This window comes from Naumannella huperziae, from assembly GCF_054073625.1.
The window spans coordinates 975,821-1,001,759 of sequence record NZ_JBSXPH010000001.1; the positions used below are offsets into that span (position 1 = coordinate 975,821).

21 protein-coding genes, 3 tRNA genes and 1 riboswitch are annotated in these 25,939 nt (G+C 71.4%); of the genes, 14 read left to right on the plus strand and 10 right to left on the minus strand.

Annotated elements, in window-relative coordinates:
* The first annotated feature begins 2 nt into the window (after positions 1–2).
* The 12 genes from ACXDC7_RS04625 (at position 3) to ACXDC7_RS04680 (ending at position 12,481) form a co-directional block, all read left to right on the plus strand.
* Positions 3–917 carry a ribokinase gene (locus ACXDC7_RS04625; RefSeq protein ID WP_459221366.1) on the plus strand — a complete coding sequence of 305 codons (915 nt, stop codon included), beginning with the start codon at positions 3–5 and terminating at the stop codon, positions 915–917.
* 64 nt (positions 918–981) lie between these two features.
* A complete protein-coding gene (gene purF / locus ACXDC7_RS04630; RefSeq protein ID WP_459221367.1) occupies positions 982–2,511 on the plus strand; it encodes an amidophosphoribosyltransferase in 1,530 nt (509 codons plus the stop codon).
* Positions 2,512–2,537: 26 nt separating this feature from the next.
* On the plus strand, positions 2,538–3,587 hold the full coding sequence (gene purM / locus ACXDC7_RS04635) for a phosphoribosylformylglycinamidine cyclo-ligase (protein WP_459221368.1): 1,050 nt from the start codon (positions 2,538–2,540) through the stop codon (positions 3,585–3,587).
* 132 nt (positions 3,588–3,719) lie between these two features.
* The gene (locus ACXDC7_RS04640; RefSeq protein WP_179444606.1) at positions 3,720–3,944 is read left to right on the plus strand and encodes a DUF3073 domain-containing protein; all 225 of its coding nucleotides are present in this window, start codon (positions 3,720–3,722) and stop codon (positions 3,942–3,944) included.
* 24 nt (positions 3,945–3,968) lie between these two features.
* The gene (locus ACXDC7_RS04645; protein ID WP_459221369.1) at positions 3,969–5,012 is read left to right on the plus strand and encodes an alpha/beta hydrolase; all 1,044 of its coding nucleotides are present in this window, start codon (positions 3,969–3,971) and stop codon (positions 5,010–5,012) included.
* Positions 4,988–5,632 (plus strand): hypothetical protein, encoded by a 645-nt coding sequence (locus ACXDC7_RS04650; RefSeq protein ID WP_459221370.1) that lies wholly within the window; start codon positions 4,988–4,990, stop codon positions 5,630–5,632. The genes ACXDC7_RS04645 and ACXDC7_RS04650 overlap by 25 nt, the downstream gene beginning before the upstream one ends.
* 41 nt (positions 5,633–5,673) lie before the next feature.
* A complete protein-coding gene (locus ACXDC7_RS04655; RefSeq protein WP_459222801.1) occupies positions 5,674–6,156 on the plus strand; it encodes a DUF1643 domain-containing protein in 483 nt (160 codons plus the stop codon).
* A 94-nt stretch (positions 6,157–6,250) separates the two neighbouring features.
* Positions 6,251–6,324, plus strand: a riboswitch (adenosylcobalamin-variant (AdoCbl-variant) riboswitch).
* A 45-nt stretch (positions 6,325–6,369) separates the two neighbouring features.
* On the plus strand, positions 6,370–7,761 hold the full coding sequence (locus ACXDC7_RS04660) for a hypothetical protein (protein WP_459221371.1): 1,392 nt from the start codon (positions 6,370–6,372) through the stop codon (positions 7,759–7,761).
* Positions 7,761–8,798: a hypothetical protein gene (locus ACXDC7_RS04665; protein WP_459221372.1), complete on the plus strand. Its 1,038-nt coding sequence runs from the start codon at positions 7,761–7,763 to the stop codon at positions 8,796–8,798. Before ACXDC7_RS04660 ends, ACXDC7_RS04665 begins: the two co-directional genes overlap by 1 nt.
* Before the next feature lie 50 nt (positions 8,799–8,848).
* Positions 8,849–10,051 carry a CbiQ family ECF transporter T component gene (locus tag ACXDC7_RS04670; protein ID WP_459221373.1) on the plus strand — a complete coding sequence of 401 codons (1,203 nt, stop codon included), beginning with the start codon at positions 8,849–8,851 and terminating at the stop codon, positions 10,049–10,051.
* A 13-nt stretch (positions 10,052–10,064) separates the two neighbouring features.
* The gene (locus tag ACXDC7_RS04675; RefSeq protein ID WP_179444601.1) at positions 10,065–11,639 is read left to right on the plus strand and encodes an ATP-binding cassette domain-containing protein; all 1,575 of its coding nucleotides are present in this window, start codon (positions 10,065–10,067) and stop codon (positions 11,637–11,639) included.
* Between the two features lie 80 nt (positions 11,640–11,719).
* The gene (locus tag ACXDC7_RS04680) at positions 11,720–12,481 is read left to right on the plus strand and encodes an ECF transporter S component (RefSeq protein WP_459222802.1); all 762 of its coding nucleotides are present in this window, start codon (positions 11,720–11,722) and stop codon (positions 12,479–12,481) included.
* Positions 12,482–12,754: 273 nt separating this feature from the next.
* Here ACXDC7_RS04680 and eat read toward each other — a convergent pair whose 3' ends face one another.
* Both eat and ACXDC7_RS04690 read right to left on the minus strand, forming a co-directional pair.
* Positions 12,755–14,200, minus strand: coding sequence for an ethanolamine permease (gene eat / locus ACXDC7_RS04685; protein WP_459221374.1), 1,446 nt, complete (start codon positions 14,198–14,200; stop codon positions 12,755–12,757).
* 100 nt (positions 14,201–14,300) lie between these two features.
* Positions 14,301–16,430, minus strand: a complete 2,130-nt coding sequence (locus ACXDC7_RS04690; protein ID WP_459221375.1) for a M14 family metallopeptidase — start codon at positions 16,428–16,430, stop codon at positions 14,301–14,303.
* Positions 16,431–16,562: 132 nt separating this feature from the next.
* Between ACXDC7_RS04690 and ACXDC7_RS04695 the strand changes: the two genes are divergently transcribed.
* A complete protein-coding gene (locus ACXDC7_RS04695) occupies positions 16,563–17,945 on the plus strand; it encodes an NAD(P)/FAD-dependent oxidoreductase (RefSeq protein WP_425487397.1) in 1,383 nt (460 codons plus the stop codon).
* A 4-nt stretch (positions 17,946–17,949) separates the two neighbouring features.
* Here ACXDC7_RS04695 and ACXDC7_RS04700 read toward each other — a convergent pair whose 3' ends face one another.
* The 3 genes from ACXDC7_RS04700 to ACXDC7_RS04710 are packed head-to-tail and all read right to left on the minus strand — an operon-like array spanning position 17,950 to position 21,083.
* Complete coding sequence (locus ACXDC7_RS04700; RefSeq protein ID WP_459221376.1) at positions 17,950–18,696, minus strand: fructosamine kinase family protein; 747 nt, start codon at positions 18,694–18,696, stop codon at positions 17,950–17,952.
* A gap of 42 nt (positions 18,697–18,738) precedes the next feature.
* On the minus strand, positions 18,739–19,422 hold the full coding sequence (locus ACXDC7_RS04705; protein WP_459221377.1) for a response regulator: 684 nt from the start codon (positions 19,420–19,422) through the stop codon (positions 18,739–18,741).
* Positions 19,419–21,083, minus strand: coding sequence for an ATP-binding protein (locus tag ACXDC7_RS04710; RefSeq protein ID WP_459221378.1), 1,665 nt, complete (start codon positions 21,081–21,083; stop codon positions 19,419–19,421). Before ACXDC7_RS04710 ends, ACXDC7_RS04705 begins: the two co-directional genes overlap by 4 nt.
* 101 nt (positions 21,084–21,184) lie before the next feature.
* Here ACXDC7_RS04710 and ACXDC7_RS04715 point away from each other — a divergent pair, with 101 nt between their 5' ends.
* Positions 21,185–22,540, plus strand: a complete 1,356-nt coding sequence (locus ACXDC7_RS04715) for a cation:dicarboxylate symporter family transporter (protein WP_459221379.1) — start codon at positions 21,185–21,187, stop codon at positions 22,538–22,540.
* Positions 22,541–22,599: 59 nt separating this feature from the next.
* Here the strand turns inward: ACXDC7_RS04715 and ACXDC7_RS04720 are convergent.
* The 5 genes from ACXDC7_RS04720 to gcl form a co-directional block, all read right to left on the minus strand.
* A tRNA-Phe gene (locus ACXDC7_RS04720) sits at positions 22,600–22,676 on the minus strand.
* A 71-nt stretch (positions 22,677–22,747) separates the two neighbouring features.
* Positions 22,748–22,821, minus strand: a tRNA-Asp gene (locus tag ACXDC7_RS04725).
* A gap of 91 nt (positions 22,822–22,912) precedes the next feature.
* A tRNA-Glu gene (locus ACXDC7_RS04730) sits at positions 22,913–22,988 on the minus strand.
* A gap of 46 nt (positions 22,989–23,034) precedes the next feature.
* Complete coding sequence (locus ACXDC7_RS04735) at positions 23,035–24,156, minus strand: glycerate kinase (RefSeq protein ID WP_459221380.1); 1,122 nt, start codon at positions 24,154–24,156, stop codon at positions 23,035–23,037.
* Between the two features lies 1 nt (position 24,157).
* Entirely contained in the window at positions 24,158–25,939 is a 1,782-nt protein-coding gene (gene gcl, locus ACXDC7_RS04740; protein WP_179444592.1) for a glyoxylate carboligase, read from the minus strand.

The following is a 25,939-nucleotide window of genomic DNA, read 5'->3' on the forward strand; positions in this document are numbered from 1 at the left end:
GGATGAGTCCCGGGCGCGGCGCGCTGCTGGTCGTCGGTTCGGCCAATCTGGACATCGCCGTCACCACCCAGCGGCTACCCGGGCCGGGGGAGACCGTGCTCGGCGATTCCGTGGTGGCGAGCCCCGGCGGCAAGGGCGCCAACCAGGCCGTGGCCGCCGCCCGGCTCGGTGCCGACGTGATCATGATCGGCGCGGTCGGCCGCGACGACCGGGCCGAACCGGCGCTGGAGCTGTTGGCCGCGGCGGGCGTCGATCTGACGCGGGTGGCGCGGCTGCCCGAGCCGACCGGTACCGCGCTGATCGAGGTCGACGCCAACGGGGAGAATTCGATCATCGTCGTCTCCGGGGCCAATGCCGCGATCACGCCGGCCATGATCGACCCCGCGGCGCTCGCCGGTGCCGCGGTGGTGCTGGGGCAGGGCGAGATCCCCGCCGAGACGACCCTGGCCGCCGCCCGGGCGGCCCGCGACGCCGGCACGCGCTGGGTGCTCAACCTGGCGCCGGTGATCGACATCGACCCCGAGGCCATCACGCTCGCCGACCCCCTGGTGGTGAACGAGCACGAGGGCGCCGGGGCGCTCGCCCTGTTGTCCGTCGAGCCGCCGCCGGCCGATGATCACGAGGCGCTGGTCGCCGCCCTGCTCGCCGCGGGTGTCCGGTCTGTGGCGCTGACCCTCGGCGGCGCCGGCGCCCTGCTCGGCGCTCGGGACGGGATCACCCGCGTCGCCGCGCCGACGGTCGAGGTGGTCGACAGCACCGGCGCGGGCGATGCCTTCACCGGGGCCCTGGCCGGCGCGCTCGCCGGCGGCGCGGATCTGGTCGCCGCGGTGCGGCATGCCGTCCGCGTCGGCGCCTTCGCCGTCACCCGGCCCGGCACCCAGCTCAGCTATCCGAGCGCCGACGACCCGCTGCCCTGAGCCGCCGCCGGCGGGCTCGTGTGCGAATGCCGGGAATGTGCGGGGCGCCCGTTAGGCTGGGCACGTGCCCCGCCCCGACGGACTGCTGACCGACGAACTCGACCCCCACGACCGCGGCCCCCAGGACGAATGCGGCGTGTTCGGGGTCTGGGCGCCGGGCGAGGAGGTCGGCAAGCTCGCCTACTTCGGGCTGTACGCCCTGCAGCACCGCGGCCAGGAATCGGCCGGCATCGCCGTGTCCGACGGCCGCCGGATGATGGTCTTCAAGGACATGGGGCTGGTCTCGCAGGTCTTCGACGAGGCGACGCTCAGCTCCCTCACCGGGCAGATCGCCGTCGGCCACACCCGTTACTCCACCACCGGCGCCTCGGTCTGGGACAACGCGCAGCCGACCTTCCGGCCGACCGATGCCGGCGGCCTCGCGCTCGGCCACAACGGCAATCTGACGAATACCGACGAGCTGGAGGCGTGGCTGGAGGAGTACGACGACGCCCCGGCGGTGCCGCACAAGACCCGGATGGACTCGACCTCCGACACCGCGATCCTGACCGCGCTGCTGGTCGCCGATCCGGCCGAATCGCTGGAGCAGGCGGCGATGCGGGTCCTGCCGCGGCTGCGTGGCGCGTTCTGCCTGTGCTTCATGGACAACTCGACCCTGTACGCCGCCCGCGACCCCCAGGGCATCCGCCCGCTGGTGCTCGGCCGGCTGGCTCGGGGCTGGGTGACGGCGAGCGAGTCGGCGGCCCTCGACATCGTCGGCGCCTCCTTCGTGCGCGAGGTCGAGCCCGGCGAGATGATCATCATCAATGCCGACGGCCTGCGCTCGGTCCGGTTCGCCGACGCCAATCCCAAGGGCTGCCTGTTCGAGTACGTCTACGTCGCGCGGCCCGATACCGCGATCGCCGGCCGCAGCGTGCAGGCCACCCGGCTGCAGATCGGGCGTACCCTCGCCCGCGAAGCGCCCGCCGAGGCCGACCTGGTGATCCCCGTTCCGGAGTCGGGTACGCCCGCCGCGATCGGGTACGCCGAGGAGTCGGGCATCCCGTTCGGGATGGGGTTGGTCAAGAACTCCTATGTCGGGCGTACCTTCATCCAGCCCAGCCAGACCATCCGCCAGCTCGGCATCCGGCTCAAGCTGAACCCGCTGCGGGAGGTGATCGAGGGCAGGCGGCTGGTCGTCGTCGACGACTCCATCGTCCGCGGCAACACCCAGCGCGCCCTGATCCGGATGCTCCGCGAGGCCGGCGCCGCCGAGGTGCATGTGCGGATCTCCTCGCCGCCGGTGCGCTGGCCGTGCTTCTACGGCATCGACTTCGCCAGTCGCGCGGAGCTGATCGCCAACGGCCTGACCATCGACGAGATCCGCACCTCACTTGGCGCCGATTCGCTCGCCTATGTCAGCCTCGACGGCCTGACCGAGGCGACCACGATGCCGGCCGAGCGGCTCTGCCGCGCCTGCTTCGACGGCGTCTACCCGATCGAGCTGCCGCTGGCCGCGCGGGCCGGCGGCCAGGTCGCCGAACAGCCGACGCTGGACGAGGTGGAGCCCGAGGTCGATGCGCCGCCGCTGCCCGCCGAGACCGCGGCCCGCTGAGCCGCGAACCCGGGAAGAGAGATCCGATGAGCAAATCCGCCTACGCCGCTGCCGGCGTCGACATCGAGGCCGGCGAGCGCGCCGTCGCGCTGATGAAGGACTCGGTCGCCCGGACGCACCGATCGGAGGTGCTCGGCGGGCTCGGCGGCTTTGCCGGATTCTTCGACGCGGCCGGGCTGAAGGGCTATGACCACCCCGTGCTGGCGACCTCGACCGACGGTGTCGGCACCAAGGTCGCCATCGCGCAGGCGCTGGACGTGCACGACACCATCGGCATCGACCTGGTCGCGATGTTGGTCGACGACCTGGTGGTGTGCGGCGCCGAGCCGCTGTTCGTCACCGACTACATCGCCTGCGGCAGCCTCGACCCGGAGCGGATCGCCGCGATCGTCGACGGCATCGCCACCGGCTGTGAGGAGGCCGGCGCCGCGCTGCTCGGCGGGGAGACGGCGGAGCATCCCGGGCTGCTGGAGCCCGACGAGTACGACGTCGCGGGCGCCACCACCGGCGTCGTCGAGCGCGACAAGATCCTCGGCGCCGGCCGGGTCCGGCAGGGCGATGTGCTGGTCGCGATGGGTGCTTCGGGGTTGCACTCCAACGGCTATTCCCTCGTCCGGCACGTCCTGGACGGTGCGGGCATCGGCCTGGAGCAGGTGATCCCCGAGCTCGGCAAGCCGGTCGGCGAGGAGCTGCTCGTGCCCACCCGGATCTATGCCAAGGACTGCCTCGCGCTGGCCGGGGCGGTCGAGGTGCACGCCATGAGCCACATCACCGGCGGCGGCCTGGCCAACAACCTCGCCCGGGTCCTGCCCGGTGGGCTCGGCGCCGTCGTGGAGCGGTCGAGCTGGTCGCCCGCGCCCATCTTCGGCTTCGTCGGCGAGGCCGGTCAGGTGACCCGCGAGGACCTCGAGGCGACCCTCAACATGGGGGTCGGGATGGTGGCCGTGGTGGCCCCGGAGGCGGCCGATCCGGCGTTGGCGCTGCTGGCCGAGCGCGGCGTACCCGCATGGGTCTGTGGACGTGTCGACAACGGCGCCGAAGGGGCCCGGCTGGTCGGCGAACATCCCGCCGGCTGAGCCTGTCGTGTGATCGCCGACACCCCTCGATCCGGGTTTGCTGCGCGCCCACCATTGGGTAGCCTGTCAGGCACGACATTGACCAGATGAACCGCGGTTCACCGCGTGACGAGTGCGAGGGGGTCGACCCAGATGGGGCGCGGCCGTGCAAAGGCAAAGCAGACGAAGGTGGCCCGGGAACTCAAGTACCGTCCCGTGGACACCGACTTCCAGTCGCTGGAGCGGGAACTTCGTGGAGGGCGGGACGACGATCCGTATCCCTCCGAGGATGATCCGCGAGACGACATCCCCGACGAGTACGCGGAGCTGGCGGCGAAGTACGCCGACGTCGACGACGACCTGCGACAGTCCGGCTGAGGCCGGTCCGGTCGGGAGCGTGCTGTGACGGCATGGCGGCCCGACCTGCTCGACGGTTTCGAGCAGTTGTCGTTGCCGATCACCGAGCCACAGGTCTACCCGGGAGAGCCCGAGGACACCGAGATCACCGCGACGCTGGTGCGTGCCGCGCGGCGGCTCGATGACGCGGGCGAGCCCGGGCGTACCGCCGTGTTGTATGTGCACGGCTGGAACGACTACTTCTTCCAGCGGCACCTGGCGGACTACTGGACCCGACACGGGTACGCCTTCCATGCGATCGACCTGCGCCGCTACGGCCGCAGCTATCGCGAGGGGCAGTTGTTCGGGTTCACCACCGACCTGACCGAGTACTTCGTCGAGCTCGATCGCGCCTGCGAGGTGATCGCCAGCGAGTATCCGCGGCTGCTCCTGATGGGTCACTCGACGGGCGGGCTGATCGCGTCGCTGTATGCCGCCGAGCGGCGTTCCATGATCGAGAACGGTACGCTCGTCGCGCTCGTGCTGAACTCGCCGTGGCTGGACCTGCAGGGCAGCCAGACGATCCGTACGCTCGGCCCACCGATGGTGCAGTCGCTGAGCACGCTGCGGCCGACCACCCCGCTGCCGCTGCCCGATCCCGGATTCCACCGCCGTGCGACCCACCTTGATCATGACGGCGAGTGGGACTACGACCTGACGCTGAAGGGCGGCGAGATCTCGCTGGTCCGGGCGGGCTGGCTGCAGGCCGTGCTGAACGGTCACCAGCGGGTCGCCCGGGGGCTCGGGATCGGCTGCCCGGTGCTGGTGCTGGCGGCCGGGCGTACCCTCTTCCGGCGGAGCTGGGACGAGGAGATGATGCGGTCCGACATCGTGCTTGACGTCCGCCAGATCGCCTCGCGGGCGGTGCGGCTCGGCCCGCTGGTCACCGTTGCCCGGATCGCCGACGGGATGCACGACCTGTTGCTGTCGGCGGCGCCGGTGCGCGAGCGCACCTTCGCCGAGATCACCCGCTGGTGCGGTGCCTATGCCCCGGCCCAGCCGGCGCCGGAAGTTGCGCGGGACGAGTGGGCCGAAGTCGCCGCGCACTGATCATCCTCGCGGCGCTGATCATGTGGCTGGTCGCGCCCGGGGTGGCCCGCGCCGAGGGCGGATATCCGGGTGCGTGCCGAGAACCCGACGGGGTCAGCGTGGTCGTCGATTTCACCGCGTTGGGCGGCGACGTGATCACCCGGTGCGCCCCGGACGCCGGCGGGCAGTCCGGCCTTGCGGCGCTGCGCGACGCGGGCTTCGAGATCACCGGCGTGCCCGACTGGGGCGATTCCTTCGTCTGCCGGATCGACGGCCGGCCCGGAGTTGATCAACGGCTGACGGTGGGCGGACGGGCGGGTTATCGCGAGACCTGCACGAACACCCCGCCCGAGGCGGCGCACTGGTCGTCGTGGTACGCCGAGGCCGGCGGCGCCTGGCAGTTCTCCCAGCTCGGGGCGGACCGGCGTACCGTGGCTCCCGGCTCGACCGAGGGCTGGTCGTTCGCGCTGAACGCCGCCCCGGCGCCGCCCGGCGCGGATCCCGATCAGGGGTCGGATGCCTCGCCGGCCGAGCCGCGCGAGACGCCGGGATCGCCCATCGCCACGCTGGTCGGGGTGATCGCGCTCGCGGCGGTGGCTTGCGCGGCTGTTGTGATCATGATGCGGCGACGGAGGAGATAGCGGTGGGAGACATCTCGTGCAACGGACGGTCGAGCGGCGCCGTGCTGTCGGAGTGTGGGCGCTACCGGTACCGACTCACTCGCGTGTGGGATGTCGATCGGCCCGACGCGACATTCATCCTGCTCAACCCGTCGACCGCGGACGCGAAGGAGGACGATCCGACGATCCGGCGCTGCATGAGATTCGCCAGGACGTGGGGTCTGGGCGGTCTCGTCGTGGTCAACCTGTACGCGTACCGAGCCACCAAGCCGGCGGACCTGTGGCGGGCCGACGATCCCGTCGGCCCCGAGAACGATGATCACCTTCGCGATGTGCTCGGCGTCGCCGTGCGAGCCGGCAGTCCGGTGGTAGCAGCGTGGGGCGCGCACGGGCGTCCCGGCCGAGTCAGCGAGGTGGTGGCCTTCGCTGGGCGGCTCGACGCGCTGGGACTGACGAAATCGGGCCAGCCGCGGCACCCGTTGTATGTCCGCGCGGATACCCGGCTGACGCGATGGCTGCCGCCCACGCCAGACCAGGGCGGGTGACGCAGCAGGAGCAGGTCGCTGATCGATCTGCGCCGCTGGTCACGACGGTCGGGGTATATGCTGCGCGCGGCGCGAGCCACAACTGAACCCAAGCCCGTCAGGCCCAGGGGAAGCCGGTGAGATTCCGGCGCTGTCCCGCAACCGTAGAGCCGGATCGCCACCTGACGGGTGCCACCTTCGACGATCTGTCGCGGACAGCAGATACGAGGAAAAATGAAGATTCTGTCGACCCTTGGCGCCGTCACGGCCGCCGGGGCACTCACCCTGGGCGCGCTGGTCGCGCCAGCGGCACAGGCCGCACCCGCCGCCCGGCAGGCCGAGGCCACGGCCGCGGCGGACTGGCTCTACGGGCAGCTCGACGACGGGCGGATGGGCTCGTCGTTCGATCCTTCGTTCACCGACTGGGGCCTCACCGTGGACACGCTGTGGGCGCTGATTGCCGCCGGCGCGGACGCCGACCGCGTCACGGAGGTCGCCGACGCCGTCGAGGCGAATGCGTCGGACTACACCAGCTTCGGCATCGAGGGCTATTACGCGTCCGGATCGGTCGGCAAGCTGATCGTCGCCGCCCAGTCGGTCGGTCGCGATCCGGCCGACTTCGGTGGTCTGGACCTGGTCGGGCTGGCCACCGACGCCATCGGACCGGACGGTCAGGTCGCCTCGACGCTGGAGTCCGGTGAGCGTACCGGTGGTGCCGCGAACACCTTCGCCCAGAGCCTGATCGTGATGGGCCTGGCCGAGGAGGACGCCCTGCCCGGCGAGGCCGTCGACTTCCTGATCACCCAGCAGTGCGCGGACGGCTTCTTCGTGATCTTCCCCGATCCCGACGGCCGGGGCTGCGATGCCGCGGGTGGGCAGCCCGACCGCGACGCGACCGCGATGGCGATCATGGCGCTGTACGCCGCCGGCGGTGACGACGCCACGGCATCGGCGGCGCGAGCCGTCGCCTGGCTGATCACCGAGCAGCGCGACGACGGATCCTTCGGCGGCGGGGTCTCCACCGAGGGCGCGAATGCCAACAGCACCGGGCTGGTCGCCGCCGCACTGGCCACCGCAGGCGAGGACGAGGCCGCCGCCGCGGCCGGCGAGTGGGTCGCCGGCCTGCAGCTCGACACCGGCAGCGATGCCGGTGCCATCGCCTACAACGCCGAGTCCTTTGCCGCGGGGGGCGCCGACGGAAACGACCAGTGGCGCCGCGCGAGCGCTCAGGCGATCTTCGCGTTCGTCCCGGTCTCCCTGACCGAGCTCGGACGCGGGCCCGCGCCGACGCCTCAGCCGAGCACTCCCTCGCCGAGCGCCTCGCCGTCCCCGAGCACGTGGCCGTCCCCGACTGCCTCGGCGTCCCCGACCGTATCGGCGTCCCCGACCGTCCCGCCGTCCTCGAGCGCGTCCGCGACGCCGGGCATCGGCGCCCCGCCGACCGTCTCGCCCACGCCGGACGCGACCGCCAGCGCCCCGGCAGCGCCGAACCCGGACACCGCGACCCCGCCGCCCTCGCCCGGCGCCGGACCGCTGGCCGATACCGGCGCTCCGGCCATCATCGGCCTGCTCACCGCGGGCCTGCTCGCCGTCGGTGCCGGCGCCCGCCTGCTGCGGCGACACTGATGCGGGGCACGGGAGGCGGCGCGAGCCGGGTGCTGGCCGCGGCCGCCGTACTGGCGCTGTTGATCACCGGCGCGGCCGCCTGGCTCGCCCCGCAGCGAGCCCGGGCGGCCGGCTATGCCGGCTACTGCAAGGACGCCAAGGGCGTCACGGTGGTGGTCGACTTCCAGGCCCTCGGCGGTCAGACGATCGTCCGCTGCGCGCCGAACTTCGGCTCCGGCACCGGACTGGACGCGCTCCGGCGGGCCGGCCTGGACATCGAGGGCGTGCGCCGCTGGGGCGACCAGTTCATCTGTCGGATCGCCGGGCGCCCCTCGGCCACCGAGCAGCTCGCCGTCACGGGCAACCCGGGCTACCGGGAGCGGTGCATCGACACCCCGCCCGCGAAGGCGTACTGGTCCTACTGGCATGCCACCAACGGCGGGTCGTGGACCTACTCGCAGTGGGGGGTGAAGAACCGACAGGCCATCGTCGGCGGCTTCGAGGGCTGGTCGTTCTCGTTGAACGCAACCGCCGAGACCAACCCGCGGCCGCGAGTGAGCCCGCGGCGGCCGAACAGCGAGAAGCAGGCGCCGCGCACCGAGCCCGCACCGCGGGGCAACGACCCGCGCGCCCAGCAGCCCGAGGTCGCCGAGGGCGAGCGCGGCCGGCGCGAGGATTCCGGCGAGGGTACGCCGAAGGCCCGGCCCGAGCGGCGCACGACCGCGGCACCCAGCCCGAATCGCGGCTCGTCCCCGGGCCGGTCCCCCCGGCCGACCCCGACCGCCGCCCGCACCCCGACCCCGACGTCCGGCCCGACACCCAGCCGGACCCCGACACCCAGCCAGACACCGACACCCACCGGCACGCCCACCCCGTCGCCGGCCGCGGTCGAGACCCGCACCGACCCGGCCCGGGGAAGCGCCGACGGCGCCCGGCCGCTGCCGACCGCCACGGTTGTCGGCGGCGTACCGGTCGGCACCATTGCCGGAATCGGCGCGGTCGCCGGCGTGGGTGCCGTCGGCGGCGGCATCATGTTGTGGCGCAGGTTCGGCCCCTGAGCGGCGGCTATGCTGCCGGATCGGACCTCAAGCGACCGGAAGGCGGCGGAGTGCACACCAGGCCGGGGCCCTCGCCGCGGGCGGCGTGGGTGCGCTACTGGCTGCCGCGATCGCTGAATCCCGCGGCCTGGTGGGCGTACGCCATCGCACTCGCCGCTGCCGCCAGCCTGACGATCAATCCGCTGCTCACGCTGCTGCTGATGGCCGTCGCCGCCGTCGTCGTCGCCGCCCGCCGCGGTGACGGCCCGTGGTCGCGGTCGTTCCGCTTCTACCTGCTGCTCGGCGCGTTCATCGTGATCATGCGGCTGTTCTACCGGGTGATCTTCGGCGGCGGCGACGGCGAGACGATCTTGTTCCGGCTGCCGGAGGTGCCGCTGCCGTACTGGGTCGGCGGGTTCCGGCTGCTCGGTGCCGTCAGTGCGGAATCCCTGCTCTACGGGCTCTACGACGGCCTCCGGCTGGCCTGCATCGTGGTCTGCGTCGGCGCCGCGAACTCGCTCGCCAACCCGAAGCGCCTGCTCGCCCAGGTGCCCGGCGCCCTTTACGAGATCGGCGCGATCCTGGTCGTCTCCGTGACCGTCTTCGCCCAGCTCGCGGACTCGGTGCTGCGGGTACGCCGGGCCCGGGCGCTACGCACCGGGGTCAGCGCGCCCGGCCGTGGCTTCGTCCGGCGCTACCGGTTCGTGCGGGCGATCGTGGTCCCCGTGGTGACCGATGCGCTGGACCGCTCCTTGCAGCTCGCGTCATCGATGGATGCGCGCGGCTACGGGCGTACCGGTGGCGGCCGGGTGGCCGATCGGGTGCGCTCGGCGGTCCTGATCCTGGCCGCGATGATCTTGTTGTCGATCGGCGCCTACGCGACGCTGTCGGGATTCATGGACCAGTTGCGGATCGGCCCGCTCGCGCTGCCTGCCGGCGTACCGTTCCTGGCCGCCGGCGCCCTGTGCGGGGTGCTCGGCTTCCGCTTCGCGGGCCGCACGGTACGCCGCACTCGCTACCGCCCCGACGGCTGGGGCGTGGCCGAGACACTCGTCGTCGCCTGCGGGCTGACGCCGTTCGTGGTGTTCAGCATCGTCTGGGAGTCGGCCGATGCCGCCGTATTGATCCCGACCGTCGACGAGTGGCCCGTCGTCACGCCGCTGCTGCTGGTCGGCTTTGCGATCGCGCTACTGCCCGCGGTGATCACGCCGCCGCCGGCCCTCGGCGTCGGCGAGGCCGACCGGCACCGAGCGGAGCTGGGGGGCCTGTCGTGAGCGGAGGTGTCTGGTGATCACGGTCGAGGGGCTGACCGTCCGCTATGCGGGCGCGGATGCCGACGTGCTGAGCGGCGTCGACCTGACCATCCCCGAGGGCGAGCTGGTGCTGGCGATCGGGCGTACCGGTAGCGGGAAGTCCACCCTGCTCGGCTCGATCAACAACCTGGTGCCCCGGTTCACCGGCGGCCGCCGGGTCGGGCGGATCACGATCGACGGCGTCGACACCACCGAGTTCGCCCCGCGCGAGCTGGCCGACCGGGTCGGCTGGGTGGGCCAGGACCCGCTGGCCGGCTTCGTCACCGACACGGTCGAGGAGGAACTCGCCTACACGATGGAACAGCTCGGGCTACCGGCGGCGACCATGCGCGCGCGGGTCGAGGAAACCCTTGACCTGTTGGGCATCGCGGACCTGCGCGCTCGCGCCCTGCGTACCCTGTCCGGCGGGCAGCAGCAGCGGGTGGCGATCGGCAGCGTGCTCACCGCCCGGCCGCCCGTGCTGCTGCTCGACGAGCCGACCTCGGCGCTCGACCCGATCGTCGCCGAGGAGGTGATCGCGCTGCTGCAGCGGCTGGTCCACGACCTCGGTACCACGGTGATCATGGCCGAGCATCGGATGGAGCGGGTGATCGAGCATGCGGATTCGATCATCCAGGTGCTGCCGGACGGAACGGTACGCCACGACGATCCGCGGGTGATCATGGCCGACGCGCCGATCGTGCCCCCGCTGGTCGATCTCGGGCGCCGGCTGGGATGGCAGCCGCTGCCGCTGAACATCCGCGACGGCCGGCGCGCCGCCGCCGGGCTGCGGCGTACCCTGCCCCCTCCGGCGGCCGCCCCGGACCCGACGAGCCGCGGGCCGGGTCTGGATGCGCGCGGGATCACGGTCCGCTACGGGGGAACGGTCGCGGTGCGCGGGGTGGACCTGGCGGTGCCCACCGGCCAGGTGCTCGCCCTGATGGGCCGCAACGGCTCGGGCAAGTCGTCCCTGCTGTGGGCCGTGCACGGGGCGGGGCAGCGCGATGCAGGCAGCGTGCGGGTCGCCGGAGCGGCCGCCCGGCACGGCGCGATCGCGCTGGTTCCCCAGACGCCGACCGACCTGCTCTATCTGGAGACGGTCGCCGCCGAGTGTGCCGAGGCGGACGCACAGGCCGGGCTCGCGCCCGGGGCGACCGCGTCGACGCTGCGGCGGCTGGTGGGGGAGGTCGACCCGCAGGCGCACCCGAGGGACCTCTCGGAGGGGCAGAAGCTGGCGCTCGTGCTCGCGCTGCAGCTCGCCCGGGACGCGCCGCTGGTGCTGCTGGACGAGCCCACGCGCGGGCTGGACTACGAGGCGAAGGCGGTGCTGACCGGACTGGTCCGCGATCTCGCCGCGCGCGGCAAGGCGGTGGTGATCGCCACCCATGATGTCGAGTTCGTCGCGCTGACCTGCGATCGGGTGGTGGTGGCGGCGGAGGGGGAGATCGTCTCCGACGGTACGCCGCGCGCGGTGCTGGCCGGCTCGCCGCTGCTCGCCACCCAGGTCGCCAAGGTGTTCGCGCCGTTGGCGTACCTGACCGCCGACGAGGTCACGGAGGCGCTGCCGTGACCGGGCGATCGGATCAAGCGGCGCTGCCGGTGATCGAGGTCGGCCAGCCCCGGATCGGCGTGCGCCTCGGGCCCTGGTCGATGATCATCATCGGTATCGCGACCGTGCTCGGGCTGGCGATGTTCGGCTGGCCGCTGTGGATCCCGGTCACCCCGGAGCCCGGGCAGCATTCCGGCGACGCGCCGTTCATCTTCTCCGCGTTGTTGCCGATCATCGTCCTGCTCGTGCTCGCCCAGCTCACCGAGGGCGGGATGGACTCGCGCTCGCTGGCGATGCTCGGCGTGCTGTCCGCCCTGAATGCCGCGATCCGCCCGACGCTGGGCGCCGGCACCGCCGGGGTGGAATCGGTGTTCTTCCTGCTGATCCTGGCCGGCCGGGTGTTCGGGCCGGGGTTCGGGTATCTGCTCGGCTGCACGTCGCTGTTCGCCTCCGCGCTGCTCACCGGCGGGGTGGGGCCGTGGCTGCCGTTCCAGATGATGTGCTCGGCCTGGATCGGGCTGGGCGCGGGGTTGTTGCCGCGGCGCGTGCGCGGCAGGGCGGAGCTGGCGATGCTGATCGGCTACGGCATCGTCTCGGCGTACCTGTTCGGATTGTTGATGAACCTGTGGTTCTGGCCGTTCATCACCGGGATCTCGGTGGAGGGTTTCGGCGGCGCCGACGGGGTGCTGGACTATCGCGCCGGGGCTCCCCTGCTGGAGAACCTGCGCAGCTTCGTGCTGTTCTCGCTGGTCACGTCGACCGGCGGCTGGGACACCGGCCGCGCGATCACCAACACCATCGCGCTGCTGATCCTGGGCCCCGCCATGCTCGCCGTCCTCCGGAGGGCCAACCGGTCCCAGTGACCGCGCCCGGGAGACTCCGGGCGCGGTCGGGTGCGAAAGTGACCTCTCGCGGCGATTCGGTACGCGGCACCGCGGCCCCGGCACATCTGCGGGTCGGAGCGCACTTTCCTGACGCTCGGCGACAGCGGCCCGATGGCGACCCGCGGCGCCACGGCATCCTGCGGTCGGCCGATGGCGTCCAGAGTCGGAACGGTGCGGTTTGCCAGCCGGTCGCCCCGATCAGAGCCGACGCGATAGCGACTCCTGTCGCGGTCCGAACCGTCGGCAGCCGGGTCAGTTCAGCTCGGACTCGGCCTGCTCGATGGCGGCGAACTCCTCCTCGGGGGCGGTCGCCACCAGCCGGTGCCGGCTGTAGAACCAGTAGTAGGCGATCGCGATCAGGAAGACCGCCGCGGTGATCGCGGCCGCGGTGATGTCGACGAAGAAGGTGCCGACGACCGCGACCGCGGCCAGCACCAGCGCGATCCCGGTGGTGATCACCCCGCCCGGGGCCCGGTAGCCGCGCTCCAGGTTCGGCTCGCGGCGGCGCAACACGATGTGGCTGAGGTTCAACAACACATAGGACACGGTGGCCCCGAACACCGCGATGTTGATCAACAAGCCGCCGTCCTGGGTGGCAGCGGCCAGGATGAAGCCGATCGTGCCGGGCACGATCAGCGCCACCCATGGGGTACGCCGCGTCCCGGTAAGCGACAGCCAGCGCGGCAGATAGCCGGCCCTCGACAGCGCGAACAACTGCCGCGAGTAGGCAAAGATGATCGAGAAGAAGCTGGCGATCAGCCCGGCCAGGCCCGCATAGTTGACGAAGTTCGCCAGCGCGCTGTTCTCCCCGTAGACGGCGCGCAACGCCTCCGGCAGCGGGCTGTCCGAGACGCCCATCGCCGCGGACCCTGCGGCGCCCGGCACGAGCACCAGCATCAGCGCACCGAAGACCAGCAGGATCACCATCCCGACGATGATCCCGCGCGGCATGTCCCGCCGGGGGTCCGCGGTCTCCTCGGCCGCCAGCGGTACGCCCTCGATCGCCAGGAAGAACCAGATGCCGTAGACGAGCGCCGCCACGGCCCCGGTGATCCCGAACGGAAGGAAGGCGCTCGATCCGGCGCTGCCGTCGGGCACGATGTCGAACAGGTTCGCGGCGTCGAAGCCCCCGACCAGACCAATGGCGGTCACGATCAGGGCCACCACCGCGATCACGGTGATCCCGAAGATCACCTTCAGGGCCTCGCCGACGCCCCACAGGTGGATACCGATGAAGATCACGTACGCGGCGAGGTAGATCGGCCAGGAGTTGGTCAACCCGAACAGCCCGAGCGCCTCGATGTAGCCGCCGATGAAGGTCGCGATGGCGGCCGGCGCGACGGCGTACTCGATCAGCACCGCCATCCCGGTCGCGAATCCGCCCAGCGGGCCGAGGGCCCGCCGGGCGAATCCGTAGCCGGCGCCGGTGGCCGGGATGGCCGACGACATCTCGGCCAACCCGAACACCATGCAGGTGTACATCAGTCCCATCAACAAGAACGCGATCAACAGTCCGCCCCAACCGCCCTGGGCGAGACCCAGGTTCCAGCCGGAGAAGTCGCCCGAGATGACGTAGGCGACCCCGAGCCCGGCGAGGAGTACCCAGCCGGCGGCGCCGCGCCTGAGTTGGCGTCGCTGCAGGTAGTCCTCGCCGGTCGCGGCGTAGTCGATGTGCTTGTTGGTGTCCTTGCCGGCCATGGTGACCTCCACCCCGGATAAAGGTCTGGAGTCAGACCTTTCGCGCTTGGGCGTCAGTCTTCGCCAGTTCGCGGGGGGCGTCAACCACTTGGCCCAACAATCACCGAATCTTGATCACCTCGCGCTGCGGGGCGCCGCGGCCGCGATCGGGGTCGTAGTTGCCCTCGACATTGCCCTTCTGATCGACGGCGAACCACTGCAGCACGGTGCGATCCTTGGTCAGCCGGATCGGCAGGGCGCCGCCGCGGATCCCGTCCTGCTGCACGGTCGGCGAGTCCCAGGTCGGGCGCGATCCGTCCGTCGTGTAGTAGATCGTCGCGGGCTCGCTGGTCTCCCAGAGCACGTCCACGGGCCCGGAGTAGCTGCCGCGCCCGTCGACATTCGCCTTCGAGGTCGGGTCGGTGGTGTCGTTGGCGTACGCCTGCGCGACCTCGAGGATCCCGTACCACCCGTTGGCGAACTCCATCGCCTGGCCGAAGCCCTCGTCGGCGAACTCCGGCCAGAAGGCGCCGGTGTCCACCCAGCGCTGCGATGCCGCATCCCATCGCGGCAGGCCGACCTCGAAGTTCCACGCATAGACGTGCGGCGTGTTGTCCTCGGCATCGCCGCCGTAGAACAGATCGTCGCCGGAATTGCCGGCCGCCGAGTACAGCACATCGCTGATCGGACCGGTACGCCCGGGCCACACGACCGTGTCGCGGTACTCCCGCACCCGGCTCAGAATCGTCTCCGAGGACGCGAAGAAGTACTGCTCGGTGGCCAGGCTCGGCCGCGGCAGCGGATTGCGCTGCGCGTCGTAGGCGCCCGGCGACCACATGAAGTAGCCGCCGAAGGAGTGCGTGTTCATCGCGAACTTGATGTTGGGGTGCTGCTCGACGAGCCAGGCCGTGTTCTTCGACTCCGATTCCGACAGCGGCTCCGGCCCGGCATAGGTCGACGACGGGCAGCGTGCCGAGGCGCCGACGAAGCCCTCGTGCACCGAGCCGACCCGGAAGTTCCGGTTCAGGTCGACGCCGAGGTTGGTGCCCGCGCCGGGGCAGTACGCCGGATTCCGGTTGGACCGCTGGTAGAGGTCGTCGTAGAGGGCGTAGGCCACGCCGTCCGGATTCACCTGCGGCACGATGAAGATGTCCAGGTCGTCGATCATCGAGGTGGTCAGCGGGTCGGTGCCGTCGTTGGCCAGCAGCCGCTGCGCGGTCTCCAGCGCGACCAGCGAGGTCACCCACTCGCGCGCGTGTTCCTGGGCATAGAGCAGGACACCCGTCTTCGACCCGTCACGCACCCGGCCGATCCGCAGCGCCTTCACGGTCTTGCCCTCGCGCGGGTAGCTCGCCGGCGCGGCCAGGGCGCCGCCGGGCGCTCCGTAGCCGACGGTCTCGTTGGGCAACTCGACCACCTCAGCGACATCGGGATTGTCGGCGGCCAGCTTCTCGATCAGCGCGTCGGTCTGCTCGGAGTCGACATAGCCGTCGTCGGTGAACCCCCACCGGAACCCGTCGGGAAAGTCGGTCACTCCGCTCGACAGCCAGGAGTCCAGCGGCGCGGTGACCTCGCTCCCGTCGGCGCCGGAGCGTACCGTCACCGAACCGGCGTCACCGGTCAGCGGCACGGGCTGGGACTGCCGGTGGTAGAGGTATGTGCCCTGGTCGACGAATGCGCTCATCGTCAGCGACTGGCCGGTGTCGGTGGTCACGCTGAGCCGATCGTCCCGGCCGGCCTCGCTGCGTACCTCCAACGAGACCATCCGCTGCCCGCCGGTCGTCCAGGTGTCGGCGCGCAGCACCGTCAGCGTGCCGTCCGGCGAGACCACCGGCGGCCGGCCTCGGCCCGGCTTGTTCGCGCGTGACGGCGCGGGCTTGAGCGCGTCCTTCTGCCGTCCGGTCAGCGGCTCGGCATTCCCCTTGAGCTGGGCGCGGGCCTCCTCCCTGGTCGGACCGTCGAGCGTTCCGAGCACCTCCACGCCGTCCTCGGTCCTCAGTCGCTCCAGGCCGGCGGGGTCGGTGACCACGGTCGCCTCGAACGTCGCGCCGGGCCCCTGCCCGACGTCGTGGGTGATGTCGAGCCCGCCCTGTTCGAGCTCGCGGAGCAGGTCTGTCGAGTCGACCCGGATCCGGACGAGCTGTTCGACCGGCGGGTCCTCGGCGGAGGCGGGTTGGGGGGCGAGGGTGATGGTCAGGGCAGAGGCGAGCGCGAGCGCGATGCCCGCGCACCAGCGACGGCGATGTGTCATGGGTCACAACCTGGGCCGTGCGGCCGGATTTGTCCGACCTTTGGTCGAACCCGTCGGGCGAACGTCGGTATGCCCGAGGCCGAGTTTGTGCTTCTTTTCACTAATTCGCTCCGAGGTCTTCCCCCCGGACCGGTGAATGGCAAGACTGGAGGTGTGAAACCCGCGAAGACAACGCATGACGCGCCCAAGGTCGTCATCGTCGGTGGTGGATTCGGTGGTGTCTCGGCGGCACACGAGCTGGCGAAGTCGGGGTTCCACGTCACGATCATCGACCGGCATCCCTACACGACATTCCTGCCGCTGCTCTACCAACTCGCCACCGGCGGCCTGAACCCGGGCGACATCACCTATTCGCTGCGGCTGTTCGCCGCGCGCCAGAAGGGTCATCCGGCGGTACGCCGGGCGCAGGTCACCGGGATCGACAAGGCGGCCCGCCGCGTCCACGTCGACGACGGCCCGCCGATCGACTACGACTACCTGGTGATCGCCACCGGTGTCACCACCAATCACTTCGGCATTCCCGGGGCCGCGCAGTACAGCCGCTCCATGTACACCCGCACCTCGGCCATCGAGGTCCGCGACATGATCTTCGGCGGCATGGAGGATCTGGCCGACAGCGGCGGCCGGCAGAGCTTCAACATCATCGTCGTCGGGGGCGGGGCCACCGGCGTCGAGATGGCCGGCACCCTGGCCGAGATGCGGGCCAGCATCCCGGTGATCTATCCCGAGCTGAGCATCGAACAGGTCAATGTGATCCTCGTCGAGATGGCGCCGCAACTGCTGACGCCGTTCGACGAGTCGCTGCAGAAGTACACGCTGAAGCAGTTGCAGGACCGTGGGGTGGACGTCCGGCTGAACACCGCGATCAGCGAGGTGCACGCCGACCATGTCGACCTCAAGGACGGCACCGAACTGCCGGCCGATCTGGTGATCTGGGCCGCCGGCATCGCGGGCTACGACACGGTCGCCGCCTGGGGCCTGCCGATGGGCAAGGGCAGCCGCATCATGGTCGAGCCGACGCTGCTGGTCGAGGGTGAGGACCGGATCTTCGCCATTGGCGACTGCGCGGTGATCAACAACGACCCGCTTCCGCAGCTCGCCCAACCGGCCATGCAGATGGGCGCCTTCCTCGGCGGCCAGCTCCAGCGCATCGTGCGGGGCGAGCAGCCGGCGACCTTCCACTACCGGAACAAGGGCGAGATGGCGACCATCGGCCGCGCCTCGGCCGTGGCCCAGTTCCCCAACGGGATGAAGATCAAGGGGCTGCCGGCCTGGCTGCTCTGGGTCGGGGTGCACCTGTTCTTCCTGCTCGGCAACCGGAACCGGCTGCAGTCCATGATCAACCTGGGCGCCCGCTATCTGTTCTGGCCGCGTTCGAGCACCGCCATCGTCGGCGATGTCAAGGACCCGCCGTCGGAGGAGGCCATCGTCGCGCAGCGGGAGGAGCGCGAGCGGCAGGCCGAGCTGGCCGCCGCCGAGGAGCGTCGTCACCGGCGCGGCCAGCCGCAGCGCTGAGCCCTCAGCGGTAGGGGCGTGCGGCGCGCGCCGCGCTGGCCCCGTAGCCGCCCCCGAACAGCACCGCGTGCACCAGCAGATGGTGTACCTGGTGCAGCCCGATCAGTTGTCGCCAGTTGTCGGGCAGGTACGCCGAGGCCTCGGCATAGGCGGCGAACACCCGGTCGAGGTGGGAGAAGCCGAACAGGTCCAACATCGCCAGATCCAGCAGTCGGTGTCCGCCCTGGGCGGCCGGGTCGATCATGATCATGCCCGCGTCGGTGCTGATCACATTGCCCGACCACAGGTCCCCGTGCAGGCGCGCCGGGGGCGCCTCGTCGTCGAGATCGCCCGCGGCCAACCGCTGCGCCACCGCCTCGATGATCGCGAGCTCGCCGGCCGCGAGCGCCCCGGCGTCGCGGGCCTGCCGGGCATAGGGCAGCACCCGCTGCTCGGCATACATCCGGCCCCAGCGCTCGTCCGGGGCCAGGCTGAGCGAGGCCGCGCCGACGAAGCCGTCACCGGCCCAGCCGTCCGGTGGGCAGCCGAAGGCCGGCGCGCCGGCGTCGTGGGTGACGGCGAGCGCCCGGCCGAAGTCCTCGGCGGCGGCGGCGCTCGGGCGTACCGGGGCCAGGCGCGCGGTGGTCAGCGTGTCGCCGCGCTGCTCGACGAGCGGCACTACCGGCGCGGCCCCGGCGGCGCCGAGCCAGGCCAGCCCGGCGGCCTCGTAGGCGAGGGCACGCGGCGTGCCCCGTTTGGTGAAGTGCTGCATCGACCCGACTCTAGGTCGATCCGGCTCTGGGTCGATCCGGCTCTAGGTCGGGCGGGCGCGGCGGTACTGGTGCTCGGGGCGCCCGCGCGTGCCGTAGCGCGGCGCCCGGGTCGCCTCGCCCGACTCGGCCAGGTGCTCCAGGTAGCGACGCGCCGTGACCCGCGACAGGCCGAGCTGGGCGGCCACCTCGCTCGCCGACCGGGCCTCGGGCCCGAGCAGCGCGGAGACCGCGCGCAGCGTGGTCGCCGACAGACCCTTGGCCAGCCCGGGTGCATTGGAGGTCCGGAGCGCGGCGATGGCCTCGTCGACATCGGCCTGGGTGAGCGCGTCCGCCGTGCCCAGCCGGTCGCGATAGGCCGCATAGCGGCGCAGCTTGTCGGCGAACGCGGCGAAGGTGAACGGCTTGATCAGGTACTGCACGATGCCCGCCGACACCGCGCCCCGGACCGTCTCCAGCTCGCGTACCGCGGTCACCGCGATCACGTCGATGCCCAGCCCCGCGGCCCGCAGGTCGCGGCACAACTCCAGGCCGTGCCGGTCGGGCAGGTTCATGTCGAGCAGCAGCAGGTGGATCTCGTCGGATCCACGGTTCGCGCGGATCGCCCGTACCGCATCGGCGGCACTGTGCACGATCCCGGCGACCTCGAATCCCTCGACCCGATCGGTGTAGGCCCCGTGGGCCTGCGCGGTACGCCGGTCGTCCTCGACGATCAGTACGCGGATCATGGTTGCTCCCCGGCACCCGGCAGCGCCACGGTGAACACCGCGCCGACACCACGGGTGATCTCGATGCTGCCCCCCAGGCGCTCGACGGTCTGGGCGACCAGCGCGAGGCCGTAGCCGCGATCGTGCGCCGCTGCCTTGCTGCTCCAGCCGCTCTCGAAGATCGACGACTCCTCGCCCGGCTCGATGCCCGGGCCGCTGTCGGAGACCTGGATCAGCAACTGGCCGTCCTCGTCGCGGTCGAGATAGACCTCGGCCCAGGCCTCCGGTTCGTCCGTGCCGCGGGAGTGATCGCGCACGTGATCCGCGGCCGCGTCGATCGCGTTGTCGATCAGGTTGCCCAGGATCGTGACGAGGTCCGGCGCCGGCACCTGGTGATCGCCCGGCGCGATATGGGTCTCGAAGAACAACCGCACGCCCCGCTCGTGGGCCTGGGCGGACTTGCCGAGCAACAGGGCCGCCAGCACCGGCTCGGAGTCCGCGGCGAGCATCCGGTCGGCGACCCGCTGACCGAGGTCGCGATCGGCCGCGAAGGCGAGCGCCTGATCGGCCTTGCCCAGCTCGATCAGGGTGATGATCGTGTGCAGCCGATTGTCGAACTCGTGGGTCTGCGCCCGCAGCGCTCGCGCCATCGTGCGCAGGGAGTCCAACTCGCCACTGATCCGGCTGAGCTCGGTGCGGTCGCGGATGGTGAGCATTACGGCCTGCCGGCCGCTCACCTCGGCAGGGGAGCGGTCGATCAACAGCGAGCGGCCGGCCACCACCGCCGAGGCCCGGTCCGCGGCACCGTCGGCGGCGGCCAGCGCCCGGGCAGCGGGTGGCAGGGCCGACCAGCCCGGTTCGGCCGGGGGAGCGACTCCCAGCAGCTCGCGGGCGCGGTCGTTGGCCAGGGCGATCCGGTCGCCCTCGATCAGCACCAGGCCGTCGTCGACGGAGTGCAGCGCCGCCTCGTGGGCGGCGAACAGCCGTGCCAGACCTTCGGGGCCCTGCCCGTGGGTCAGCGCACGCAGGCGGCGGGCGATCAGCCAGGCCGCGATACCGGCCAGCGCGATCGCGGCCGCGACCGCGCCGGCCAGCAGGCCCAGCCGGGCGAGCACGGTGTCGGTCACCTGGTCGATGGTCACCCCGGCGGCGACCAGACCGACGATCCGCCCGCCGTGGCGTACCGGAACGATCGCCCGCACCGACGGCCCCAGCGTGCCGGTGTAGACCTCGGTGAAGATCTCGCCCCGCTGGGCCGGCTCGATGGTGCCGAGGTACGCCGCGCCGATCCGGGACGGGTCGGGGTGGGTGTAGCGCGTGCCGTCGACGGCCATGATCGTGACGAAGTCGAGATCGGTGACCGCCGCGACCTCCACCGCGTACGGTTCGAGCGCCGCGGATGCCTCGGCCACGGCGCGCCGGGGGTCGGTCGGATAGCGGTCGGCCGCCCCGGCGAGGGTACGCCGCACCTGGGGCGCGGCCGCGATCGTGACCGCCGTCTCGCGGCTGGTCCGGGCGGCACTGGCCTCCGCCGCGGCCCGCGCGTCGGCGGCCAGGAGTGCGAAGGCAGCCAACGCGGCGACGAGCAGCAGGGCGGTCGTCTGGGCGAACAGCCGCGTGGCGATGCTCGCCGACCGCCACCACCGCCAGGGCGCGCTCGCGATTCCGAGTGCTCGTCGCACCCGAGAACTCTATGCACGAAAGCGCGCCGATCGGCGCCGGTGCCGACATGATCGGCTGACCCGCGCCGCGGTGGCGTGGTATCCGAGCAAGGAGCAATCCGATGGCAACGTCGCCCCAGACCTCTCCCGCGCCTGTCGCACGGCGGCGCGACCGCACGCACTGGCTCTACATTGCGGTGATCATCGCCGTGCTGGCGGGCATCGTGGTCGGCCTCGCGGCACCGGGGGTGGGCAAGTCGCTGGCCCCGCTGGGCACCGGTTTCGTCGCGCTGATCAAGATGATGATCTCGCCGGTGATCTTCTGCACGATCGTGCTCGGCATCGGTTCGATCGCCCGGGCCGCCACCGTGGGCAAGGTCGGCGGCCTCGCGCTCGGCTATTTCATGGTGATGTCGACCTTCGCGCTGGCCATCGGGCTGGTCGTGGGCAACTTCGTCCATCCGGGTACCGGCCTGAACATCGCGGGCGCCACCTACGAGCCGAAGGGGGAGGCGGAGACGGCGTCGGACTTCGTGCTCGGGATCATCCCCGACACGCTGCTGTCGGCGCTGACCGGTGACTCGGTGCTGCAGACGCTCTTCGTGGCGTTGCTGGTCGGCTTCGCCCTGCAGCGGATGGGCAAGCAGGGCGCCCCGATCCTGGACGGCATCCGGGTCGTCCAGGCGCTGGTCTTCCGGATCCTCGCGATGATCCTGTGGGTTGCCCCGATCGGCGCGTTCGGGGCGATCGCCGGTGTCGTCGGCTCGACCGGCTGGAGCGCCGTGGTCGCGCTGGCCACCCTGATGTTCGCGTTCTACCTGACCTGTGCGTTGTTCATCGTCGTCGTTCTCGGCCTGTTGCTGCGGGTGATCGCCGGGGTGAACATCTTCCGGCTGATGGCCTATCTCGGGCGCGAGTACCTTCTGATCGTCGGCACCTCGTCCTCGGAGTCGGCGCTGCCGCGGCTGATCGCCAAGATGGAACACCTGGGGGTGTCCCGGCCGGTCGTCGGGATCACGGTCCCCGTCGGGTACTCCTTCAACCTCGACGGTACGGCGATCTACCTGACGATGGCCTCGCTGTTCATCTCCACGGCGATGGGCAAGCCGATGTCGCTGCCGGAGCAGATCGGCCTGCTGGTGTTCATGATCATTGCCTCCAAGGGCGCGGCCGGCGTCACCGGGGCGGGCCTGGCGACCCTGGCGGGCGGCCTCCAGGCGTACCGTCCGGATCTGATCAACGGGGTCGGGGTGATCGTCGGCATCGACCGCTTCATGTCCGAGGCGCGGGCCCTGACCAACTTCACCGGTAATGCCGTGGCGACCTTGATCATCGGCACCTGGACCAAGCAGGTCGACCGCGAGCAGGCGAGCGCGGTCCTGGCCGGGGACCGGCCGTTCGACGAGACGACCATGCTGGATGATCATGGCTCGGGCGAGCCGTCCGAGGAGGTCGAGGCTGGCGTACCGGCTCGGTGAGCGGAGCAGGTCCGAGAATGCGACGGAGGCCGCGGCATTGCCGCGGCCTCCGGGTGTTCTGGTGGCCAGGGCCGGGTTCGAACCGGCGACCTTTCGCTTTTCAGGCGAACGCTGCTACCAACTGAGCTACCTGGCCGCATCGAGGCACACGGCCCGGATGCAACAAGCGGCGATACCCGGTCTGCGACCGTGTGTATCACCGCTCAGCGACCCCGACGGGACTCGAACCCGCGACCTTCGCCGTGACAGGGCGACGCGCTAACCAACTGCGCCACGGGGCCTTGTTGCTTCGGCCGGCAACCTCACCGGCCTCGGAAACCTTACCGGACGCGGCCGATGCGCACCAAATGCGATCGGACGGTTCCGACCGATTGGCATCCCCAACGGGATTCGAACCCGCGCTGCCGCCTTGAAAGGGCGGAGTCCTAGGCCGCTAGACGATGGGGACTCGCCTCCGACGATAACCCAGGCGATGGTTGTCGAGCCAACTCACATCATGAGCGCGGGAGGTCGGCGGCGATCTCGCGGGCGAGCTTGGCCAGCAGCTCGGGCGCGTGCGCCATGCTCCGGGCCGGGTTGGGCTCGAGATCGGCGAGCGCCCAGATCCGGTCGAACCCGGCGCGCTCGGCCTGCTCAGGGCTGAGGGTGTTGCGGCCACAGACGGCAGCCACGGCGACGCCGCCCCGCCGCGCCGCCTCGGCCACCCCGGCCGGGGCCTTGCCGTGCAGGGTCTGCTCGTCTAGCGAACCCTCGCCGGTGATCACCAGGTCGGCACCTGCCAGCGCGTCGTGGAAGCCGACCAGGTCCAACACGATCTCGATCCCCGGGCGCAGCGAGGCGCCGAGGATCGCCATCGCGCCGAAGCCGGTGCCCCCGGCGGCGCCCGCGCCCGGTCGAGCAGCCACGTCCTGACCGGTCGTGGTCCGCACCAGCTCGGCCCAGCGGCGAAGCGAGCGGTCCAGGAGCGCGACCTGATCGGGGTCGGCTCCCTTCTGCGGCCCGTAGACCGCCGCCGCGCCCCGCGCCCCCAGCAGCGGGTTGTCGACGTCGCTGGCGACGACGATCTGCGCGCCGTCGAGTCGGGGATCGAGGCCGGAGAGGTCGAGCGCCGCGGCGTCGGCGAGGCTCCCGCCGCCGTCGGGAAGCGGATCGCCGCGCTCGTCGAGGATCCGCGCGCCGAGCGCCGTCACCATGCCGGCGCCACCGTCGGTCGATGCGCTCCCGCCGATCCCGAGCACGATGTCGGTGCAGCCGGCTCGCAGTGCGGCGGCGATCAGCTCACCCGTGCCGCGGGTGCTCGCACCCATCGGGTCGGGCCGGCCGTCCGGGAGGCGCGCCAATCCCGACGCATCGGCCAGCTCCACGACCGCGGACCCGTCCCGTCTGGCGTACCCGCTGTCCACGGACCGGCCGGTCGGCCCGGACACCGTGACCGGTTCGCGCACGTAGCCCGCCCCCAGCGCGGCAGCGAGCATTCCGTCGCCTCCGTCCGTCACCGGGCAGGCCCGCCAGTCCAGGTCCGGGCGGTCCCTGGTCAGCACATCGCCGATGATCATGGCGACCTGCTCGGCGGTCAGGGACCCCTTGAACTTGTCGGGCGCGATCAGGATGCGCATCTCAGGCCTCGCGATCGGCCAATGCGGTCGGCGCGAGCTCACCGGCTTCGGCAAGATCCTCGAACTCCATCACCTTGTCGATGTCGGCACCCGCCATCGCGATGTTCGTCACGCGTTCCAGGATGATTTCGACCATCACCGGCACCCGATACTCGGCCGCGAGCTTGCGCGCCTCCTCGAGGGCCGGCTCGATTCCATCCGGCTCGAACACCCGCAGCGCCTTGCATCCCAGCCCCTCGGCCACCTTGACATGATCAACACCATATCCGTTGACCTCTGCGGAGTTGATGTTGTCGAAGGAGAGCTGCACGCAGTAGTCCATGTCGAAGTTGCGCTGTGCCTGGCGGATCAGGCCCAGGTAGGCGTTGTTCACCACGACATGGATGTAGGGGATGTTGAACTGTGCCCCGACCGCCAGCTCCTCGATCATGAACTGGAAGTCGTAGTCGCCGGAGAGCGCGACCACGGTGTCATCGGGGGCGGCGGTGCAGACCCCCAGTGCCGCCGGGACGGTCCACCCCAGCGGCCCGGCCTGCCCGCAGTTGATCCAGTGCCGCGGGCCGTAGACATGCAGGAACTGGGCCCCGGCGATCTGCGACAGACCGATCGAACTGACATAGCGGGTGTCGGGCCCGAAGACCCGGTTCATCTCCTGGTAGACGCGTTGCGGTTTGATCGGCACGTCGTCGAAGTGGGTACGCCGCTGCAACCGCTGCTTGCGCTCGGCCACCGAGGTGGACCATGCCGACCAGTCGGGCAGTTCGCCGGCCGCGCGCCGCTCGCGGGCGACCTCGATGAACAGCCGCAGCGCGGCGCCGGCATCGGAGGTGATCCCGAAGTCGGGCTCGAACACCCGGCCGATCTGGGTGGGTTCGATGTCGACATGGACGAATCGGCGCCCGGCGCGATACACGTCGAGGCCGCCGGTGTGCCGGTTCGCCCACCGGTTGCCGATTCCGAGCACGAAGTCCGAGGCCAGCATTGCGTCGTTGCCGTAGCGATGAGAGGTCTGCAGACCGACCATTCCGGCCATCAGCGGGTGATCGTCCGGCAACGTTCCCCAGCCCATCAGGGTCGGCACGACCGGTACGCCGGTCAGCTCGGCGAACTCCACCAGCAGCTCTGCGGCGTCGGCATTGATGATGCCACCACCGGCGACGATCAGCGGGCGCTCCGCCGAGCACAACATGTCGATCGCCCGCGCGGCCTGTTCGCGGGTGGCGGCCGGGCGGTAAGGCGGCAGCGGCGCATAGGTGTCGGGATCGAAGTCGATCTCGGCCAGTTGCACGTCGATCGGCAGGTCCACCAGCACCGGGCCCGGCCGGCCCGAACGCATCAGGTGGAAGGCCTGCTGGAACGTCCCGGGGACCTGCGCCGGCTCCAGTACGGTCGTCGCCGCCTTGGTCAGGGGAGCGGCGATCGAGGCGATGTCGACGGCCTGGAAGTCCTCCTTGTGCAGCTTGGCCACCGGGGCCTGACCCGTGATGCACAGGATCGGGATGGAGTCGGCGGCCGCCGAGTAGAGGCCGGTGATCATGTCGGTGCCGGCCGGGCCCGACGTTCCGACGCAGACACCGATATTGCCGGGTGCGGCCCGGGTGTATCCCTCGGCCATGTGCGAGGCGCCCTCCACGTGCCGGGCGAGGATGTGGCGCAGTCGGTTCTGTTCGCGCACCGCGGAGTAGAACGGGTTGATCGCGGCGCCGGGGAGGCCGAACAGGTGACTGATCCCCTCCCGGACGAGGATCTCGGCGGCGGCGCGGGCGGCGGTCATCTTGGGCAT